The organism is Veillonella sp. AS16, from assembly GCF_000517785.1.
GTDB classification, from domain to species: domain Bacteria; phylum Bacillota; class Negativicutes; order Veillonellales; family Veillonellaceae; genus Veillonella; species Veillonella denticariosi.
Genome location: NZ_AZYX01000007.1, coordinates 756094 through 777916 on the forward strand (window position 1 = coordinate 756094; position 21823 = coordinate 777916).

Consider the following 21823-nt stretch of genomic DNA (forward strand, 5'->3'; position numbering starts at 1 on the left):
TAAAACATAACATTCACCTGAATCACAACACAACTAAATCTCACATAGCCGTATAGTTATCAATCTAAGGGCATATAAATTTAAAATGACACATTTTTAACAGCTATTTCTGCGCCTCAAAAAATGTATCCACAAACAGTTCATCTTCGATAGCATAGGCATAAACGCGTTCGTACATATTACGCAGATCCTTCATAACCGCAATGCGTAAATCACCGGGATAGAGTGTTAAAAATTCTACAAAGTGATGTACCTCTTCCGCATTGCTGTTACCGTTCAGGCGATGAAGCATATTCTTTGCCGCCACGTAAAGACGAGTAGGGCTTTCACCTTGAACCTGTTCAGCCATAGACATGATGGCCCCCGGTTTTTGAACGGCTGCGAGCACATCGTCAAAGGTAATCAACGGTTCCTGATCGGACTCGATAAAGTTTATAAACGCCTCGGCAATCAGTTTTCCCACATTGCCGCGTATGACATTCAAAAACACGTCGCGACTGTAACTGTTGTCCTCTTGATTCTTATAAATACTGTATAGGCCGGATACCCGCTCAAAGGAACGCGGCGTCGCATCGATATCATCCTCATGCCGCTGATTCAAGTATTCCGGATACGATGAAATAAACTCGATTACCTTGCTTTCAATACCGGCACCGATAGCCCAGTCAATCCACTGCATATAATCCGCATGCATATACAGCCAGACAAAACGGTTCTGTTGCGCCGGATCCATATCGATAGTTTGATAGTCAAAGGAATCCTCCGGATTCATGGCCGCCACGATTCGCACGTTGTCACTCAAGGAAAACCCGTTGATTTCACGATTCAGAATGAGATTCATCAACTCCTGCTGTACCGCATGTTCAGCGCGATTGATTTCATCGATGAACAGCAATACATGCCGTCCCTTGTCGACCGCCTGCGCCACATGTTCCAGCGTATGATGAACCGCATATACAGTGGTCTTCACTTGGTGTACGGTGCCATGTCCGTCCGTATGCGACACGGTTTCCACGGTCGGTAAGCCGCCGATTTCCCCTTCTTTCAAAAGATTACCGTCAATCGTCACCAGTTCCCAATCGTGAAGCGTCGCCACGCGCGCCGCTAATGATGTTTTACCGATACCCGTTTCACCGACGAGCAAAGGTACCTGATTCGCGGCCAGCACCAATTCAACACTGGCCATTGTATCTGTAAAATTCATTATAACTCCTTTAATGCCTTATATTTCAAGAAACAGGGCTTTCATAATGTATCAACCTTTTTGTGAAAGTCATATTCCTCACCCTATCAATACGCAATGCCCTTTCAGCATCAATATATTAAATATTCATCTACCGCGATTTTCTTTACATCTCTTGTTCCATACGTATCGATTAGCGCCAATACATCGATTGGCCATTTTGATTGACGTCCGCCGATAGAGGTATTGTTAATAAGCTCACGAATATATACTTCGTTTACGTTCTCACCGGACAATGTATCTATAATACTCCGCCGTATATCCTCCACCGAAATTCCCAATGTATTCGGAATATAGCCTAAAACCCGTGCAGAAACAGAAAAAAGATGTAACGCCATTTCCTTCGTCAGACTACCGATCTGTCTCATTGCTTGCGGATCTTGTAATACGGCTGTCTCCAATACGATCATCGAAGGCTCCGGAATATAGCGAAGCGCTAAATAATTTTCCCGTACAGCTGCCAATTGCACCGCTTCCGTAGGATATTTAATATATTGCAACGCATCAAAGTTTTTCCGCACCGCGGTAAGTTGCAATGCTTCCGACGGATTCTCGATGTATCGAATAGCCCAGCCCGACTGTTCAAGTGCCTTCTCAATTAATGCATCGGACGGATTCTCTATAAACTCCAATACGGCCCAATCCTTTTCAATCAATCGCATCAACAAGGCTTCATCCGGATCCTCCACAAACTGAATCGCTCGAGGCGATACTTCAAGGGCTTTTTCAATAACCGATTGCGTAGGTTGTTTAATATATTGTAACAACATGCCGTTTTGCGAAACGCAGACGAGCTGCATTCCCTCCGTAGGATTTGGAATATTCCGTATGCCATGCGGATTATTAGCCAATGCCGTTATGTATTGTTCCTCTGTCATAATACCCTTCACTTCTATATAAAAAGGCCATACGAATACGTATGACCTATACTGAATTCCATTCTATTATATCATCTTTTTTCGATATAGTTATATATCTTTTACATACTTGCTACATCGTTAATGCATCCAAATCGGAATTATTCCCGATAACCAATAGTTTATCCTCTTGTGAAAGTATGGTTACAGGGTCCGGCGGAACCTCCAGTTCCGAGCCGCGCCGAATACCGATGGCATTCAGATTATATTGCTCACGCAACCTGGAGTCCTTTAAACAGGACCCTACCATAAACGCCGGCATATCCACCTCGATAAGACCGATACTTTCAGATAACTGTAAATAATCCATCACATGATCGCGCGTCAAGGACTGTGCCAAACGTAACGCTACGTCATATTCAGGATAAATTACCATATCTACGCCCATTTTTTTGAGCATCTTGCCTTGCAAGCTATTTTCCGCCTTCGCCACCACATAGGGCATATTCATTTCTTTTAACAGCATGGATGTCATCAAATTCGCCTGCACATTGTCACCGATAGCGACGATAACCAGATCGAATTGGCTAAGTGCCAATGACTTGATCGCCGTTTCGTCAGTGGTATCCGCTACGATGGCATGTGTCACATAAGGAGATATTTTCTGCACAATATCCGGATCGATATCAACACCGAGCACTTCATGTTTCATGGATGCCAGCATTTTAGCAATGGTCGTACCGAATTGACCGAGACCAATTACAGCTATAGTTTTATGTTTCATACAAACACCTCTCATTACCTCATGGAACTCAATACGCTAATACTCAATACTCAAAATAAAAATATCGAGAGGTTCATGCGAAATAACAGTTAGAGCAGCACATTCTCCTCCGCATATCCGATAGGTTTCATAGGCGCAGTTTTTAAGGCCCATGTACCGATAACCGTCATAACACCGACGCGCCCCGTAAACATGACGAGCATCAGCACCCATTTGCTGCTATCCGATAAGTCCGGGGTAATCCCCGTCGTGAGCCCGACCGTACCGAATGCGGACATAACTTCAAACAGAATCCGTATAAAGTCATACGGTTCATCCCATGCAAGATAACAGGTCGCCAATAGCACTATCAGTAACGACAAGAAAATGATACCGTTCGCTTTCATTACGGTAACTATGGATAAGCGACGTTCAAAGACCTCCACATCAGGTCTGTTATTAAACAGTGTACGTGCAGACAAAAATGCAACAGCTACAGTGCTTATTTTGACACCGCCGCCCGTCGAGTTCGGTCCGGCCCCTATAAACATGAGAATAATCGACACGAACAATGTAATGGGATGTAATGAACTATAATCAATCGTCGCAATCCCCGCCGTACGCGGCGTAACGGATTGGAAAAGCGAAGCCATGACCTTTTCCCATACCGATAAAGGCCCCAAAGTCTTTGGATTTCCCCACTCGACTCCTAAAATGATGATGGCTCCGATTGCAATGAGAGTCACCGTTCCTATCAGCATGATTTTCGTATGCAGTTTAAGATTTGTAAACCGTCTTGCACCGCGATTCGCCCATATATCAAAGGTCGCTAAATATCCGAAGCCGCCGACAATGATAAGAACCATCGTATTAATATTAAACAGCACATCCCCTACCATAGCATAGGGCAGATTATTATCGAAAAATACAAAGCCCGCATTACAGAAGGTCGAAACAGCCTGCATAAACCCGGTATATAGAGCTTCAGAGCCGATATAGGGGTATAGTTGAATCGTATAAATGATGCCGCCTATAATCTCCATAACTATGGTATACAGTGTTATCAGTTTTGTGATATGTAAGAGTCCGCTCATCCCCTCCTGCCCTACATCCTCCGACAAGAGAACTCGATTTCTGAGACCGATGCGCCGCCCTAACAGTAATGCAATAATCGTCGTAAACGATACGATACCGAGTCCGCCCAACTGAATGAAAAGAACCATGATTATTTTTCCCAAAAGAGACCAATGGTAATAGGTATCCACAGTCGCAAGCCCCGTAACGGACACACAGGATACCGCCGTAAAAGCCGCATCCACGAGATTCGTACCGTAACCATCGGCACTCGACATGGGCAGCATCAACAGTAATGTACCTAACGCCATGACACTGAAAAAACTGAGTGCCAATAATCGATAAGGGTTATCTTGAATATATTTTTGTACAGGATGATGTGAAATATCGTGCCACATAATGTCCACCTTAACGGGAGTTTGCCAATGCCACCGCATCCTCTAATGAGGGTAATCCGCTGCGGCCACCGAGCCTCTGCGTATTTAAAGATGCGACGGCGGAAGCAAAATCAGCGGCACTTTCAAAAATTGTATTAGAGCAGTCCAACAGGACCTCACGCGCACTTCGACGCCCCTCGCACTCAACGCGCATATTGCGAATCGTCTTGGCGATAACCGTCAAAAAGGCACCGTGAAAGCTGTCACCCGCCCCGGTAGTATCTAAAACGGCATCTTGAGGAAATGCGGGGCACCGATAAAATGTCCCGTCAGGCCATACAAAATAGCTGCCCTCAGCCCCATCCGTAACGCCCGCAATATAGGCGCCACGCTCATGAATAATGCGGCAGGCCTCCTCCAGGTCCGTAGTTCCCGTATATTTTTCGGCGTAATCCCGGGCGACGATAACAATATCACTGGCCCGTGTAATGTCCTTCAAGCCTTCATCATACCGGTTCGCACCGCCATCAAGAGAGACAAGGTTCCCGGACTGCTTACAGATAGTCATGGCCTCAATCAGGCATTTACGATGACGGCCGTTGATATGTAGGATATGACCGCCTTCAACACACGCCTTATGCTTATCCAGAGACTCCAGTTCGGGTGCCGTGGACCGTTCAAAGAAAATAGCCCGATCGCCGGTCTTTTCATTAACTAAAATAGTGGCACTCGCCGACTTGGAGTCCCGCGCAGATTCGATATGACTGGTTTCAACATTATAGTAATCAAAATCATCGAGAATATGAGTTCCCCCTATATCATCTCCGATAACGTCAATCATAACCGTATCGAGTCCGTACTTCCCCGCCGTAGCAAGGGCAGTCGCCACAGGGCCGCCTCCGTCAACGGCAGTCATTACCGCCTCCTGCACCTCACGTCCCGTAGGGAATGATTTAACCATGACAAATCGATCCAATGTACTGGCCCCGATACCGACAATATCAAAAGGATGTGTATCATATACAATATCTCTCGGCCGTTCAGGTGTCGCCGTAACACTTGCAATAGTAACCTGCATATTACTTCCTCATTATACTAATCATCTTACATGCTGACCTTAATTTTAATACAATTCTACGTCTAGCATACCCGTATACATGGTAAAAGTAAACCCCGGAACGAATCCCGGGGTTTTTATCGATCATGTGATGAAATAGTATATACAATGTATACTGAGGTTATTTAGTTGGTGTAAGTAGTGTAAAGGTCAGGACATCATACGTTCCATCATATATTCTATTTCATCAGCGCTGAGATTATACATAGCCTGGACCATACGTTCCGCAGATTCACCGAAGGCACCGCTTTTCGCGATTTCCGCTTTAGCCTTTGCAATGAGAGCATCCTTACGCTTAGCTTCTTCGTTTTCACCGGTGGGGACGGAAACATTCTCCTTGCCTTGACCGATGCCGCGCACCTCTTGAGCCGGCGCCGTTTTAGAACGAGTCTTTGTATCCTGTGCAGCTACCGATTCCAACGCGAATGAATTGCGACCGGTCATGATGTACTCGACGACTTCCAGTGTACTTTGAGTGATATTAACGGTCCAAAACTCACCGGCCGTCGTCAAACGGTAAAGGATCCCGTTATAGGTTACAAGTCCTCGTTCCCTCCAGATATCATAGAGCCAGCAAAGCTCTTTCAAGCGGGAATCCATCGCCACTAAATCATCAATATTCAGGAAGCCCTGTTCCAGTTGACTCACCACGACATTGACAATCGGCTGCAGTTCGCTCTGCTTCATAAGCGCCATAAACGGTTTCTCACCGCGGCTGACCATGTCTTCATAAGGCTTTAACGCGCGATGCAACATCATACCGTAACCGTCTATATTACCACCGGCACCGCTTCCGAACGGAAACATCGGCACACCGGCTTTAGCGAGAATATTATACAGGCTGCGTTCCCGATTATTGGCACTCCAATGGGCTGCACTCAATCTACGATACGCGCGTTTCTCCAAATAGTCCCGACCGAACGTAAACATATCACTTTGCATTGCCGTCGTCGCTGCCGGCGGCACTTTACCGCTCGCAATATCCCTATTAAGGTCGCTGCCGTCAAACACATTAAGCTGGTATAAGTCGGCTCCATCCACTCCGGAACTTACGAGTTGAGCCAGGTCGTCCTCCCATACCTCCATCGTTTGACCCGGTAAACCATAGATAAGGTCAATAACCAGAGAACACTGACCGTAAGCTTTCACATCCGCCAGTCTTTTAAGCACCGTCTCCCGATCGTCTAAACGCCCTACCATTTGGCGTACCTCGGTATTAAAGGACTGCACCCCGATAGACATACGATTTACACCGTGACTCATCCAAACGTCCAAATTTTCCGGAATCAAATCGTGAATACGACCTTCCAAGGTCAGTTCATAATCATTCGCCAACGGCAAGTAGTCGCGAATCGCCTGCAACAGGCGTTTCGAGTTCTCCGGAGATAACGATGTAGGCGTACCGCCACCGATAAACAGCGCATGAATTAGACCGTCTTTCAATCGCTTGCATTCACTGGCGGCCTGCAATTCACCGATGAGGCCGTCGATATATGTATCTTCCACATTCTGACTGGTCCCGTTCTGAAAGAAGCCACAATAGGTGCATTTCGTCTTACAGAATGGAATATGGATATATGCGGACTGCATCTGTCCTTTAGAGGCCTCTCCGTTCATCACGGTCTGCCAGACATGTTGAGTTTCCTTCGGAGATACGAGTGTACCGTTTAACCCCGCATGAACGACGCGCTTATGAGGGAATGCCCCGCTGATAGGATCATCACAAATCATACCCAATTGCAAATTTCTCTGCTTCTCAGGAAGTGATTCAAAAAACGCTGCTAACGTCATACTACAATCCCCCTTATATCAGGCTTGCAACTTGGCAAGAACCGATTTTGCAAATTCCTTGGCATTTGCAAAGTCCTGTTCATCCGGATGCGTTTCTGCAGACTTATGTAATGCATCACGTTCAGGACTTTGACCATGTGCAGATCCCGGAGGGAACATCTTATACATCATTTCGATGACCTTCGGATCGATTTTTCCTTGACATACGAATCCATCTACCAGTTGCTCCTTGTTCGGTAATAATGCGGCTGCTTTTTCAATGCTTTCACGAGCATGGTCGGAATCGGCATACATACCCAACGTCGCAAATAATACGACATGAGGATTTGTAAGCGTTTCAATCAATTTAGCGGCTTCTTTATTAGCCGTACCGCGATCAACCCAGAAACCTACAAATACAGTGTCGTAATCACTCAAATTTTCCGGTGCGTCCTTAACGGAAACGCAAGGTGTCCCCGGCGGCATAATGGAAGCCATGGCTTCCGCTACACGTTTTGTATTCCCTGTAAGGGATGAATATAAAATAATGTTCTTCATTGCTATCTCCTCTATTACTTATATAGATTATTCGTCATCTTCATCAGATGATTCTTGTCCTCTAAATTCAACCGGTACATTTACATTTATATCTTCTCCGGTCGGATTATTATATGGTGTTGCGGATACAACTGCAGACATAGCTGCATCATTAAAGATTTCATTTGTGGTCGATAAAATTTGCTGCCCGATAAGAGCACCATCCGTATTTAATGTCACCTGTACAAGTACGTCACCTTCCAGGCGCCGTTTCAACGCCATAGCCGGACTTTGTGCATAATTCTGTACTTTTTCACGGAAGCCTTCACTGTCAAATGCCGCTTTCACTTTGCCATGACCGTCTCCTTCACCCTTGCCATCGCCCTTGCCATAACCGGTACCACGACCATCGCCAACACCTGTACCGTCACCGGTTCCATGACCACCACCGGTGCCGCCTCCGGATCCCGGACCGTTACCGACTCCGCCATTTTCACCGGATGTGTTCGATTGAGCTTCATTACCCTTACTTGGTACATTTACAGCATCAGGAATATCTGTTGCCGTAGATGGTTCCACATTTGTTACAACAGCCTTTGTCCTTGCCGCCACTTCATCAGCGGACAGCGGTTTCGGGAATAGGGATGCCCTGTCCCCGCCTCCGCCGCCGGCATGGCCGCTACCGCCATCATCAAGCACACTCTGAGTGAGATCGATTTCATATGTGTCCTGCTCCTGGATAGCGGGCACTACTACAAAGAAAATGACGGCAATAAATAGAATAATCAGATGCACTATGGCGGATATGATGGCTGCCTTTTTCCATGATATGCCTATTCCCATAGTTATCCTTTCTGTTCTGCAGCAATAGCCAGACGCTTAACACCGGATTGTTTAAGCATATCCATGATAGCTACCACCTGACCATGTGCTGCACGCTTATCGGCCTGTAAAATAACGCTGGCATTCGGATTCTGGGCTATACGTTCTTTTACCATGGCCTCTGCCGCATCGATGCTCATCGGATTATTATCAATCGTGATGTGTCCCTCCGCATCCAGCGTGAGGACCACCGGTAATTGAGCCGGTGCCGATGCGGATGAAGCTTGCGGCAACTGTACGGATAAAGCCTTCTGTGCAATGGTCTGCAAACTATTCATCATGAAGAACACCAATAAGAAGAATATAATATCAATCATTGGGATAATCATGAATTCAGGCTTGGATTTCATACGAAAACTTTGTAAATTCATACTATTTCCACCCTTCCCGTTTTGCTGTAATTATATTAACACACATCGTTTCAATTTGATTAATAATGGAGTCCAAACGATGACTAAAAAATGTATAAACGATAAATGCCATAATCGCCACGCATAGACCGGATGCCGTCGCGATGAGGGCTTCACCTACCCCTCCGGTAATGGCGGATGCACCTGCACCGGAGTCGAGAATACTGAAAGAACCGATCATCCCCGTAACCGTCCCCAACAAGCCCAATAATGGAGAAATTGTTACGGTTGCACTTAAGTAATCCATATATTTTTTGAATCCTACCGCATCAACGCCCATCTGGTCGCCGAAAGCCGTTTTCATTCCCGCTTCGTCCTTATCATTCATCAATCCCGCTTGCGCAACTCGACTTGCAATAGACGGGTTTTCCTGAATCACTTTTTCAATTTCATCCCATCTCTGCAATCTGGAAAGTTCATTAACAGCATGACACACAACAAAGGTCTTACCTGCATATTTACGATAATAGAAAGCTCGTTCCACCGCTATGGCGATAACCATAAGGGACAAGAATAACAATGGATACATGACATATCCGCCGCTATGAAATAAATGAATTACATAATTTAGATTTTCCATACTAGTTACCTTTCTGTCTATTCACAGACCGCATATCAGAACCGATAGGTCCCTTGAATTCTTGTATAATCGCCTAACTTAAAGCTTTCACTACCATATAAAGTATCCCGTTTATTAGTACCCTTGGCATCAAATGTATAGAACGCCTCAATGAGCAGATCCTTACGCGGTACATAACCGGCGCCAAATGTGAAGCTGCGGATTCCGTCCAGATAACGGTCCGGAACAGCACCTGTACCGTTGCCGCCGAAGAATGAACCGTGCTGGAAGTATTTATAATCAATAAACGCATTCCACGACTTCGGAACATCCAAATCCGCACGGCCGATATCGAGTCGAGCCATCCAGAAGTGCGGCGTACCGCCCATTTGGTGCCCTTTAACAGTAAAATCCGCGGTGCCCCGTTCATGTTCATAAACGGTATTACCGTTCATATATCTGCCGAAGTTCGATCTGTTCTGCCCGTAATCAACGGTTACGGATGCATTAGCGCCTAGCTGATATTTAGCGCCGATACCGAATATATGCGCTACATTCGAGAAACTGTATTCATCATTTTTGTTGCCGTTAGCATTCAGGAAGGTATGCTTGCTGCCGTTAAAGGAACGTAAATACCATGCTTGCAAGCCGAGACGTGAACCGATCTGTTTCTTCACCTGTACAAAAGCGGCCGTTTCAATCGGTGGAATTGTATCCTTTTCAAGAACAACACCTTCCGTCCTGATAAGATTACCGATAATCTTACCGATAGCCTCCCGAGGCAATTTATTTTCAGACTCAGCATCATGTACAACCTTTTCCAAATTATATAGATAGTTATACATCGCCGAAGTAAGACCCCAACCATAATCGGAGCTACCTTCACCCCAATCACTTGAGGAAAGTGTAAAGTTCTTATTATAAAGAGCCGATTTAGCATCATAATCGCTAAATACATATTTACCGCTGTCGTATTTGTAGGTCTTGGCACCTAAGAATCCAGAAAATTCGTAGTCATTTGCAGATTGACCATAATAATCATACGATTGACGGAACGTACCGTCCGCCTGTTTAACCCAAACAGCTTCAAGTTCACCATTCTTATAGTTGGACCAATTATCGGATGCATTGTATTTAGCGATAGAGTTCATAGCTTTATCGATATCCGCCCCATGTTTATCCATATAAGCTTTAGGATTCAACAAAGCATCCTTATTATCTGACGAAATGATAAGCCCTTTGGCCGACTCTTTTAAGTACTCAGGATATAACGGCGAATTCACGTTATACATGATGCCGCCAGTCATATAGAGTTTTTCCCCTGTTTTCTTATTAGTGATTTCATACATTGCATAACCACCGGACGGAATATCAAGGGAGAACTTGGCTTTCGCCATTTCTTCCGGATAGGCCTTTGTAAGAATATCCTGTAAGCGCCCCATTATTTGAGCCTGTTTCTTCTGCGTTTCAGCCAGTTTTGCATCAACCTTCGCGATTTCCTGATCACGATTAGGATTACTCCAGCTTAGATCCGCATTCTTTTTGAAAGTCTCATATTCATCCTGTAAATCCTTTAGCTGTTGATAGAAGTAGAGATTATCCGTTTTACCTTTATACGTGGAGTCGTAGATACCATTTGGACTGTCCGGAGCCGCCGCATCTTCCGTCGTCTTTCGTTCTCCATCAGATCCAGACTTGGTTGCGCTGTTGATATCATACGGATATTCATCTCGATTAATACCTATCAGCTCGGCCGCAGTAGGCGGTCTGTAGATCACCTTATGTTCCGCATGTGTATAAGCGGAATCACTGATTCCTGTACTGTGCTTAAATGTACCTACGCCAATGCGTACTTGTGTATCATTACCGGTCCACACGGCACGTGCCCCATCATAAGACTGTCCGAACCAATAGCCGCTTACCCCCATAGGCTCAGTCAATCGTCCTACGGATACGTCCCACTTCTTAACACGCCTTGTAAGATCAACCGTATCGAGCCGTTGATGATTAAAGCCCTTCGAATTAGACATCGTCCAACTCGTATCTACGCCACGCATACCCGTCGCACTGCCGATAACGGTGAGATTAGTAAACTCATTGAGACGTGCATCAAAGCCAAGACGCAGTCGTTGTTCAAAGCTATGACGATTTGCATCGTACATATTGGCCTTTGCAGATCCGATAGCAGAATTTTCTCTAAACGGCGATTGAGGACGATTAGTGCCGTCATGAGCCATCCAACGTGTACGGTAATCGCCGACCATCGTAATACCACGTTCTTTAGAGGTGTCGAAATCAGAGCGAATAAAATCGGTTAGACGAACTACATCGGATACATTTTGTACTGCGGCGGATTCGATATTTACAGACTCACCATTAGCTGCATTAAAATCTACAGAACCGGCTTTACCGGTTGTGCCGTTGGCTTTACCGATGGCCGCGGTCTTACTTTCACCACCGCCGAATTTAAGATTGACACCTACTCGGTATACGCGTTCCTGTGTAGCCCGATCATCATCACGATGATTAAAGATATTATTGATGCCGAAGTACATCATGGCATTTTTATTAAACCGCTTCTGCACCATGACATTCCAAATACCGAATGTCTTCTTTTCATAAACCTGTTTCTTATATACACCGGCATCACCGGACAGGATATCAGGCCAATAGTTACCGCCATTATTCAATGTGTTGCTGTCGAGCATGTTGATATAATAATCACCCCAGATAGAGCCGTTCCAGCCGGATTTCGGATTATCATATGTAATACCTATATCCACTTTATGCATCGGTTTATCTAAGAGCTGACGCGGCATGCTCGGATCGCTCTTGTTAATGGCATGCAAATAGGTATAACCCAATTTCGCAGACCAGTACTTGCCGAACTTCTGCTGCACTTCCGCTTGAAGACCGGTAATTTCGGCTTTGCCGATATTTTTAAAGCTGTAAATCATATCCGGTGCGCGTTGGTATTTTGCATCGCCCCGCAAGTACGGTGCGAAGTCCATAAAATCACCAGTAAAATACACGGACATATAGTTTTTAATGCGATTATGGAATACCCCGATACGAGCATAGGTATTTTTGTTTTCACCTTCTAAACTCATATCAAAGTTGAGTGATTTTTCCGGTTTCAGGTTCGGGTTGCCCGCCCAGTACCAACCGAGCTTGGCAACACCGATGCCCACAGGATTCGATGCATACATTTCCCAGTTGTACCACAACTCGCCCATGCCCGGTTCCGTATAACCGGTACCCACATTAGCCTTGAATCGACGGTGTGTATTACCTTTGACGTTATAAGTCATCCCCATAGACGCGGATATATTGGAACCGAACAGACTGCTGTTATCAAATCGTACAATCGGTATCAATGTCAAATTCTTATTAACCTGCCATGTATCGGAAATATAAGCGTTTACCTTTCTAATCGTTCCGCTACCGGTAGTCAACCGTTGATCTCGATTACGATATTCTTCAAGGAATGCCTTACCATTTAATTTAGGTGCTTTCTTACGCATTTCCGCATCATTGGATTCACCGTATTTAAAGTAATCGCCAACAATGTTCGCACGATGCGCCGCCATTTCAGGATTCTCCGCTTTTAAGCGATCCTCTAAAGCATAATACCGCTTTTTAAACTCATCGGTTACAGGTTGATTATTCGGTGATGTGCTGGACCATTCACTGAGACGGCTTTCAGATAAGCCGTAATTCACATAGTCATCATATGTAATCCCCGGTTTCTGAGCATTTGTTTCAGCGCCATAGTATTCATAATCCATATCCCACTGCGGCATTCCACCGCCGGAATTAATGAATTTATAGTCATGAATATGAGAATACACCTTAACGCTGTTATCACCTTTACGCCGCACCAGACGGTCTAATTTATCTACGAGCAGACTCTTGTCATAATTCCACGGATCGATATACATAGTGCTCGTATTCGGCGAGCTCTTAAGGCGACTGCCGGAGCCTTCTTCACGAGCATAACTTACGCCGTAACTGAGCAAGTGATTTTTATGGACCTGTGTGTTCGCATTCGCACGAATATCCAATTGACGATGATCGATATTATCGATATACCGCAATTCGTTGGATCCTTCATATGCGGACCGCCCCGTATAACTGATGAGAGCCACATCATTTTCCTTGATGCGCGAATAGTTGGTCTCTACCGTCCAATCACTTTTGCCGGCCTTCGAGGACCACGATAAATTCGCCGTATTCCGATCAGCGGTTCGTTTAAAGTGTTGTTGCGGTTCCAAATCTGAATCGGAATGTTTCACATCACGTACAAGATCCTCCGTATATCGGTTGAGACGCATTTCAAACTTATTTCTGTCACTGGCCTCATAGGTCGCAACGAGACCGATATCCGCCGCATCCCCATAATAACGAAGCACGTTCGGCTTAAAGTTATGTTTTGCATAATCAAAAGCCATCCCGGACTGACGACGCTTAACAGATGCTAGTACCGGCATAAGATCCCGTTTACTGCCTGACAAGCCCACCTTCAATTTACCCATTTGACCCGAATCGGCCCGAATAAAGAAGTTTTGATACGGAAAAGCATCACCATCACTCTTCCGACGCATCCCTTCCGCATTAAGTTGTAAGGTAGGTTTCTTCTGCGCCTTCTTTGTGATAATGTTGACAACACCGCCCACCGCATCGGAACCGTATTTAGCGCTCGCCGCTCCCTGAATAACCTCGATTCTCTCTACATTTTCCGTTCCCAGACGCTGTACTTCATCAGCAGCTCCGGAATACTTATCAAAATCACCCAGTACCGGTTGCCCATCCACTAGAATCAACGTATGACGCGCCTCGGCACCACGTATGGATACCCCTACGCGCCCCATTGCATCAACCGTTCTGGATACACCGGTTTGAGTAAAAATAATATCTTCGACGGACTTCGCCTGCTTCTTTTCAATTTCTTTTTTGGTAATAATTTGCACTTGCTGTGGATTTAATTTTGCTTCCTCTTCGGCCCATGTACCCTTAACATGAACTACATCGGTGGTCACCGTCGCATTGTCAGCCATGACAACAAACGGAACATTTAACCATAGTGCCACCGCACTGGATAGGATTAAATAGCGTTTTGTGCGTCCCCAACGGATCATCACAACCTCCTCCAATATCTGATTACACACAACTATACTGTTTCTTTATGATTCCCATTTCACACCAGAAGAATCATAAAAAATACACTTCACTACCATCAGGTAATGACATTGAAAATCATTTACATAATTATGGTAGCAAAGTGTATCTTGCATATCTACTCCGAACAGACCAAAAATATACGATTCGGACAATATTCAATTATCGTGTAACAACCGATCTAAATCTGTTGTTATAGTGTGACTATATCTTTCGATAATCACTCGGTTTCATCCCTACAGCCTCTTTGAAAGCACTTGTAAATTTACTGCCGTTTTCATATCCGACGGCATTAGCAATGCGCAAAATCGGTTCATCCGTATCGCGCAGCAGCCGCTTCGCCTCATTAATGCGACATTCTTTCAAAAATTGATGAATGGTCACACCATATACACCTTTAAAACACCGTTTCAATGTGGATGAGGGAATGTTAAAGCTATTGGCTAACTCGTCAATAGTGATACGCTTCATAAAATACGTAGACATATATCGACTGACGGATTTAACAATATCTACCTGTTGCTTCCTGAAAGTACTGCGCCTTTCACAATTTTCTGTAGATATAACAGATAATAATAAAAAGATTTCAATAACCTTCAGTCTAAAATAGTGACCTTTAATTTGATCGGGCACGGTATATAAACTGGAAAAAATTTGACGAACAGATTCCGTTTCCTCCACCATCATACCAAAGTCTGAATTCTCGCAAAATCGATTAGCTAAGTCCGTCAAATCGATGCGCGAATCCGTTACAAGGGAGTCCAATACAGGTTGAGCTTTTTCAACATCTACCAACAATACAATCCCTTTAAAAAATTTTGTAGGAAAATAGTTCTCATGTTGATAATCCGAGTGAGTGTGCCATCCTAATGACATATCCCCTGCCCCCATATATAGGTACTCGCCAGATGTAAATTTGCACTCAATGCGTCCCTCTTCACAGTGATTAATTGCAAACGTCTTTGTATGTGACTGGGCGAAAAATTGAATCGTCTCTCGTTTCACATCAAGGAAAATCAAATCGATACCGTCAAAGACAGTATATCTCGACATGGAAATTCCCGGCTGTGAAATCGCATGATTATGTAGATTCATACTATCACCATATACACAAATACTATAAACATCACTATTATAGTATACATATTGAAAGTGATTGTCAAATTCAAATTACCAATAATTCATATTACTTTTAAATTATATAAGTTTCCATATCGACGTAAAACCATTACAGATAATTCTCCTCAAATAAAATGACCACCCCTAATTAACACATCTAATAGGGATGGCCAGTTTAAAGTATGATAAACCGGTACTTACTTATTTTTTGTTTTTACAACACACGTTAAAGCTATTACATGTGCAATCCATACGATTGCCATCACTATGAGCGCTGCCGGAATATTTCTACTAAAGTAGGCTCCTATCGCCATTATGGTACTGACGGAAACCAGGATGGTCAACTTTGCCCGAACCGTCAACGCCTTATCGCGCTCATAAGCTCCGACAGTCCTTTGATATAAATCGGATTCCAGAAACTTCTTGTGGAATCTTTCAGAGCCTCGGGCCAAACAAAATAGTGTAAGCATGTAAAAGGGAACAGTTGACAACATTGGCAGTACAATGCCTGCAGTACCAAGGCCAAAGCTAATAGCGGCTATAGTAAGAAATACATAGCGCACTACTGCATATCGATGTTGCGCTGTTGTTTTCATCATTCTTCTTCTACGTAGTTAATAACTTTACCTTTTGTTTTGATAAAATTAGGAATAATCAGTACCAATGCGGCAATAGCGACGATACCGTAGATACCTGCCATACCGATCCATTCAAAAGCGTGGCCTAACACTAAAGCTACCACTGCAAAATCCGCATCACCGAAGGTCGTATTTTGGAAGCCGAGCTGTCCTAAAACGGGTAACGCCATTGCAGGCAAAAATGTAATCGCCAAACCATTGAGAAATGCCCCTACCGCTGCACCACGACGACCACCTGTAGCATTGCCGAAAATACCTGCAGTAGCACCGCAGAAAAAGTGAGGTACAAGTCCCGGAATAATCAAAACGCCACCTACGGCACCAAGAATGAGCATCCCGATGATGCCGCCGATAAAGGAACTGATAAAGCCCAGCACTACAGCCGTCGGTGCATAGGTGAAGAATACGGCGCAATCTACGGCCGGAATAGCATTAGGGATAATCTTTGTAGCAATCCCTTGGAACGCGGGAATCAAATCACCTAAAATCATTCGAACACCGGAGTATACGATAGTCACACCTACCGCAAAGTTCATAGCGCTCATAATGGCATATAAATAAGGACTCATTTCACCCGATAAGGTTGCTACAAACTCAGAGCCTGCCGCAAAGGCCGCAATTAAATAAAATACGATCATCGTCAAGGCCGTAGACAATGTAGAGTCACGTAAGAAACCCCATTTTTCCGGAATTTCAATATCCTCCGTACTGTCATCGGCTTTACCAACATATTTAGCAATCCATGCGGATAAATAATAACCCAAGCTGCCAAAGTGCCCCATTGCGATTTCATCACCATCCGTCACTTTAGATGTATAGCTTTGACCGATAGCAGGGGAAATAGCGGACCAGGCCCCCATCAAAAAGCCCCCTACAAAGATCAGTTCCATACCGGATAACCCCGCCGTACCCAGCACGGCGGACATGAGACATGCCATAAACAAGCTGTGATGACCAGTTAAGAATACATACTTGAACTTGGTAAAACGGGCAATCAATAAGTTCATAATAAGACCGACTACCAGAATAGACATCGTTTCAACGCCCAATACCTTTTGTGCTACCGCTACGATAGCTTCGTTATTCGGTACGACACCGGTAATATGAAATCCATGTTCAATCATCTTCCCTAAAGGATCGAGATTGCTTACGATAACACCGGCCCCTGCGGCGAGCATTAAATAACCGAGAATCGGCTTTAGTGTGCCCGTCATAATTTTATGAAATGGACGTTTCAGTGCAATCAGTCCGATGCATGACATGATACCGATTAATAATGCCGGTTGAGAGAGCACATCACGTAAAAACTCCAATACCATTTCCATAACACTACCTCCTATGGTAAAACTCAAACGACTGTTATTGAGCCGCCTGTTGCAATGCTTCTAAAATATCTTCTTTGATCTTCTTTTTATTGATATAGCTACGAACGACAGCCACATTTTTACCATCAAACTGTTCCGCTAATTCTTTTACGGTTACGATTAAATCCGCCTTGCGACCTTGAGCCGCATTAAAATCGATGGATTCCACTTGCGCATCGATACCGTTTTCCGCACATATTTCTTCAATTTTCATTTTAAGCATCAAGCTAGATCCGATGCCATTACCACATACAGTTAATACTGAAATCATAAAGTCCTCCCATACTATTAAGCACGATACATCATATAGCTAATACTGCATATAAGCATATAAAATAATACATATAATATGTCTAAGTTAAAGAACATATCATACTGTAGATTTTAAACAACTCACTATTCACTCAAATGTTCCGACAAGAATGCCTGAACATCATCGATACTTTCAAAATTAGCAGCCGCATCAAGAAATTCTTCATCATCAAACAGCATCGCAATATCCGTAAGTAATTGAATATGCTCATCTTTGTTAGGTGCACATAAGAACAATGCTACGGATACGGGGTCATTGTCAGGGCTGCCGAAATCCAATGGTTTTTCCAACGTAACCAGTGCCGTTCCCACTTGTTTCGCTCCGTTTTCGGGACGTGCATGCGGCATGGCTAACCCCGGAGCCAATACGATGTACGGACCCATTTCACGAACGACCTCTACCATAGCCTCCGTATAAGAAGGTTCCGTAAACCCTGCCTCCACCATAAGCTGACCCCCATGACGGATGACATCCTCCCAGGATTCCGCCGGATAATGAAAGGATACATTGTCCTCGGATAATAAATCTTGTAACAAGCTAACACCTCCTAAGCTTAAGTACATATTAGATATCATGTCTATTATATCTATTCTGTGACAAATTTCATATATCAAAAAACAGATGAACTCATCATAAGTATAAAAACCTTAATCTTAAAGGATATGAACTCACAAATTTGTATACCAAACTTACTGCTTGTTCATCTATATTTTCGAATACCCATACGCCTATCCATATTGTATATATATTGAAAGTTATCTATACTTATCTAAGTAGTTATTACCTGCTAAAACGATAACAAGGAGATTTTATGCAGATTCCTATAAAAGTACTAATTCTAAGTCTTATACTCTGTTTTTCATTAGTAGTCGCCCTTCAGTTCGGGGCTAATTTTATTCCATTAGAGCAAATCACGTCTGCACTTGCGCACATACTGAATTCGAATGCTCATACAACTACGACAGACACGATTATTACAGATATTCGGTTGCCACGACTTATCTACTCGATTTTGACAGGTATCGGTCTTTCGCTCGTAGGTCTATTAATGCAGACCGTCACGCGCAATGCATTGGCAGACCCCTACGTATTAGGTGTTTCATCCGGCGCGAGTACCGGTGCTGTTTTCGCCATAATCATAGGCGGCGTTCCTCTGTTAGGACAATATAATACGCCTGTTTTTGCAGCCTTGGGTGCGGCACTTTCCATTCTACTGGTACTGCTTTGTGTCGGTAAAAGCAACAGTCCCGTAAAACTCATACTCATCGGTATGGGAATGACCGGAATCTTCTCGGCATTAACGATGATGATTATTTATGGAGCCAAGCACGAAGCTCAAGTCCGCAGCGCCATGTTCTGGCTGCTTGGCAGCTTTGCCGGCATACAATGGGGTGACCTGCCTCTAACAGCAGTTATTGTAGTCTTATTAATTATATACATATATATGTTTAATCAGGATCTAGATGTACTGCTTCTTGGCAATCACGAAGCCGCACAAATGGGCTTATCTATAAAACAATTGCAACTGAGCATCGTCATCATATCCTCCATCGTCATCGCCACATTGGTATCAAAGGTTGGAGTTGTCGGATTTATCGGTCTTATCATTCCTCACTTGGCGCGGATTATAGGCGGACCCAAACATAAACACACATTACTGTTCAGCGCACTCATCGGCAGTATTGTAATGATTTGGTCAGACGTATTATCGAGAGCGCTCTATAGTCCGGAAGAAATCCCTATCGGTGTTCTTACATCCTTATTAGGGGCTCCGCTCTTCATATGGATTATCATGAATCGTTATAAACACAACAGTTAGCGGTCTTTATCAAATTTATGGGAGATACTATGTATCATATCGATCAGTTGTCTTTTTCTTATGAAAAAAAAGAAGTGTTAAAGGATATTACCGTAACATTTCCAACGAATAAAATAACGGCCATAATCGGCCCTAACGGATGCGGTAAATCAACGTTGCTCAGTCATCTATACCGCCTCCATCCGTCGCAAAATAAAATCACATTAAAACAACGCCCTTTAGAATCATATAAAGGACGCGAATTCGCTCAATTAGTGGCAGTCTTATCACAATCCAGAGACGCCATGATCGATGACTTCTTAGTGAAAGATATCGTTCTCATGGGGCGCTATCCGTACAAACAGCATTTCGGTACATATGGTTCAGAGGACATTAAAATTGCAGAGCACTATATGAATGAAGTAGGTATCGTACATCTTGCCAACGAGGAGATTCATCATCTGTCGGGCGGCGAAAAACAACGCGTCTTTATCGCTAAAGCATTGACGCAAGAGCCGCAGGTGCTCCTCCTGGATGAACCTACCAATCATCTGGATATGAAATATAAAATAGCCCTTATGAAACAATTACGGTCTTTCACAGGCACTACGATTGTAGTGCTGCATGATTTAAATTTAGCCGCTCAATACTGCGACCATGTGATCATAATGAATCACGGGGTCATACTGAGACAAGGTTCACCCGACGAGGTGCTCACACCTGAAATTCTTGAACCGATTTTTGAAGTTCCTTTCAAAACATCCTGGGATGAAGGGCGCTATCATTTATATTATTAACCAAAGAAAGGATTTATCATGTTTCAAAATTTAAGAAAAGCAAAAAAATTAGTAGTAATTACCCTGACCTGTGCAGCCTTTGCCATTGCCGGTTGCGGGTCTGATGCCACAAAAGATACAGCTGACACAGGAAAAGCCGTAACTTGGAGTGAAACATTCGACGGTACGAAAACGGATTTCTCCGTAAAAACACCTCCTACCCATGCCGTATCAATGTCTCAAGCAACAACGGAAATGATGTTGCAATTAGGACTTGAAGACAAAATGGCGGGAACAGCATTTAAAGAAGAAGAAATTTATCCGCCTTTACAAGCCGCTTACGATAAGGTAAAAGTATTATCCGACAAATGGCCATCTTATGAAGTATTTATGTCCGTAAAACCAGACTTCGCCACCGGCTGGCCTGACTCATTCAGTAAACGCGCCATTCCGGCCGATAAGATGATTGCTCAAAAAGTAAATATCTGGCTTCCTGAATCCATGTTGTCCACCAAAGCCGATTTAGATACGAACTTCAATGATATGATCAAATTAGGCGAGATCTTCGGTGTAAAAGACAAGGCCGAAGACTGGGTCGCAGGTCAGCGTAAAACATTGGCTTCTATTCAGGACAAGCTAAAGGATTTACCTCGTAAACGCGTATTTATTTATGACTCCGAAGACGGTCAACCATTTACCGCATTTGAAGGCTATACAACAAATATCTTAAGACTTATCGGCGCGGATAATGTTATGAGCGGATTGGGTGTAGATAAAACATGGGCTAAAGGCTCCTGGGAAACAGTGATCGCACAAAATCCGGATTACATTATTATCGCTGACTACGGTAACTCTATCCGCAACGATGACGACTTCCAGCAAAAAATCGAAAAAATCAAGGCAAATCCTCAACTTCAGGATATTACAGCCGTTAAAGAAAATCACTTCATCCGTGTAAAACTTTCTGAAATCACACCAGGCGTGCGTACAGTCGCCGCACTCAAACGCCTAGCGGAAGAAATTCACGGTGTCAAAATCGACTAGAGTC

The 21823-nt window shown here is 44.0% G+C and carries 19 protein-coding genes; 3 read left to right on the plus strand and 16 right to left on the minus strand.

All coding sequences use genetic code 11. The features are described from left to right. Positions 1 to 103: 103 nt before the first annotated feature. From HMPREF1521_RS03685 to HMPREF1521_RS03760, 16 genes are all read right to left on the minus strand, one after another. Positions 104 to 1204: an AAA family ATPase gene (locus tag HMPREF1521_RS03685; protein WP_038115913.1), complete on the minus strand. Its 1101-nt coding sequence runs from the start codon at positions 1202 to 1204 to the stop codon at positions 104 to 106. Between the two features lie 110 nt (positions 1205 to 1314). After that, positions 1315 to 2121, minus strand: a complete 807-nt coding sequence (locus tag HMPREF1521_RS03690; RefSeq protein ID WP_038115914.1) for a hypothetical protein — start codon at positions 2119 to 2121, stop codon at positions 1315 to 1317. Between the two features lie 112 nt (positions 2122 to 2233). After that, positions 2234 to 2884: a TrkA family potassium uptake protein gene (locus tag HMPREF1521_RS03695; protein ID WP_038115915.1), complete on the minus strand. Its 651-nt coding sequence runs from the start codon at positions 2882 to 2884 to the stop codon at positions 2234 to 2236. An 89-nt stretch (positions 2885 to 2973) separates the two neighbouring features. Then, the gene (locus HMPREF1521_RS03700; protein ID WP_038115918.1) at positions 2974 to 4335 is read right to left on the minus strand and encodes a TrkH family potassium uptake protein; all 1362 of its coding nucleotides are present in this window, start codon (positions 4333 to 4335) and stop codon (positions 2974 to 2976) included. A gap of 10 nt (positions 4336 to 4345) precedes the next feature. Then, a complete protein-coding gene (locus HMPREF1521_RS03705; protein WP_084214616.1) occupies positions 4346 to 5392 on the minus strand; it encodes a carbohydrate kinase family protein in 1047 nt (348 codons plus the stop codon). A 189-nt stretch (positions 5393 to 5581) separates the two neighbouring features. Then, positions 5582 to 7222, minus strand: a complete 1641-nt coding sequence (gene hutW / locus HMPREF1521_RS03710) for a heme anaerobic degradation radical SAM methyltransferase ChuW/HutW (protein WP_038115923.1) — start codon at positions 7220 to 7222, stop codon at positions 5582 to 5584. Between the two features lie 18 nt (positions 7223 to 7240). Next, a complete protein-coding gene (locus HMPREF1521_RS03715) occupies positions 7241 to 7759 on the minus strand; it encodes a flavodoxin family protein (protein ID WP_038115925.1) in 519 nt (172 codons plus the stop codon). 27 nt (positions 7760 to 7786) lie between these two features. After that, complete coding sequence (locus tag HMPREF1521_RS03720) at positions 7787 to 8581, minus strand: energy transducer TonB (RefSeq protein ID WP_038115929.1); 795 nt, start codon at positions 8579 to 8581, stop codon at positions 7787 to 7789. A gap of 2 nt (positions 8582 to 8583) precedes the next feature. Continuing rightward, the gene (locus HMPREF1521_RS03725; protein WP_038115931.1) at positions 8584 to 8991 is read right to left on the minus strand and encodes a biopolymer transporter ExbD; all 408 of its coding nucleotides are present in this window, start codon (positions 8989 to 8991) and stop codon (positions 8584 to 8586) included. Between the two features lies 1 nt (position 8992). After that, entirely contained in the window at positions 8993 to 9610 is a 618-nt protein-coding gene (locus HMPREF1521_RS03730) for a MotA/TolQ/ExbB proton channel family protein (protein WP_038115932.1), read from the minus strand. Between the two features lie 35 nt (positions 9611 to 9645). Next, entirely contained in the window at positions 9646 to 14727 is a 5082-nt protein-coding gene (locus HMPREF1521_RS03735) for a TonB-dependent siderophore receptor (RefSeq protein ID WP_038115933.1), read from the minus strand. A gap of 244 nt (positions 14728 to 14971) precedes the next feature. Further along, positions 14972 to 15862, minus strand: a complete 891-nt coding sequence (locus HMPREF1521_RS03740; RefSeq protein WP_038115936.1) for an AraC family transcriptional regulator — start codon at positions 15860 to 15862, stop codon at positions 14972 to 14974. Between the two features lie 221 nt (positions 15863 to 16083). Beyond that, entirely contained in the window at positions 16084 to 16482 is a 399-nt protein-coding gene (locus HMPREF1521_RS03745; protein ID WP_038115938.1) for a YbaN family protein, read from the minus strand. After that, positions 16482 to 17849 (minus strand): PTS ascorbate transporter subunit IIC, encoded by a 1368-nt coding sequence (locus tag HMPREF1521_RS03750; protein ID WP_038115940.1) that lies wholly within the window; start codon positions 17847 to 17849, stop codon positions 16482 to 16484. The genes HMPREF1521_RS03745 and HMPREF1521_RS03750 overlap by 1 nt, the downstream gene beginning before the upstream one ends. A gap of 34 nt (positions 17850 to 17883) precedes the next feature. Then, positions 17884 to 18159: a PTS sugar transporter subunit IIB gene (locus tag HMPREF1521_RS03755; protein ID WP_038115943.1), complete on the minus strand. Its 276-nt coding sequence runs from the start codon at positions 18157 to 18159 to the stop codon at positions 17884 to 17886. 125 nt (positions 18160 to 18284) lie between these two features. Further along, on the minus strand, positions 18285 to 18737 hold the full coding sequence (locus HMPREF1521_RS03760; RefSeq protein WP_038115945.1) for a PTS sugar transporter subunit IIA: 453 nt from the start codon (positions 18735 to 18737) through the stop codon (positions 18285 to 18287). A gap of 275 nt (positions 18738 to 19012) precedes the next feature. On the opposite strand from HMPREF1521_RS03760, the gene HMPREF1521_RS03765 reads away from it, so the two are divergent. Genes HMPREF1521_RS03765 through HMPREF1521_RS03775 form a run of 3 tightly spaced genes read left to right on the plus strand, consistent with a single transcriptional unit; the run spans position 19013 to position 21819 of the window. Continuing rightward, positions 19013 to 20020, plus strand: coding sequence for an iron ABC transporter permease (locus HMPREF1521_RS03765; protein ID WP_038115947.1), 1008 nt, complete (start codon positions 19013 to 19015; stop codon positions 20018 to 20020). Between the two features lie 29 nt (positions 20021 to 20049). Further along, positions 20050 to 20796: an ABC transporter ATP-binding protein gene (locus HMPREF1521_RS03770; protein WP_038115949.1), complete on the plus strand. Its 747-nt coding sequence runs from the start codon at positions 20050 to 20052 to the stop codon at positions 20794 to 20796. A gap of 18 nt (positions 20797 to 20814) precedes the next feature. Further along, positions 20815 to 21819, plus strand: coding sequence for an ABC transporter substrate-binding protein (locus HMPREF1521_RS03775; RefSeq protein WP_038115951.1), 1005 nt, complete (start codon positions 20815 to 20817; stop codon positions 21817 to 21819). The last annotated feature ends 4 nt before the right edge of the window (positions 21820 to 21823 follow it).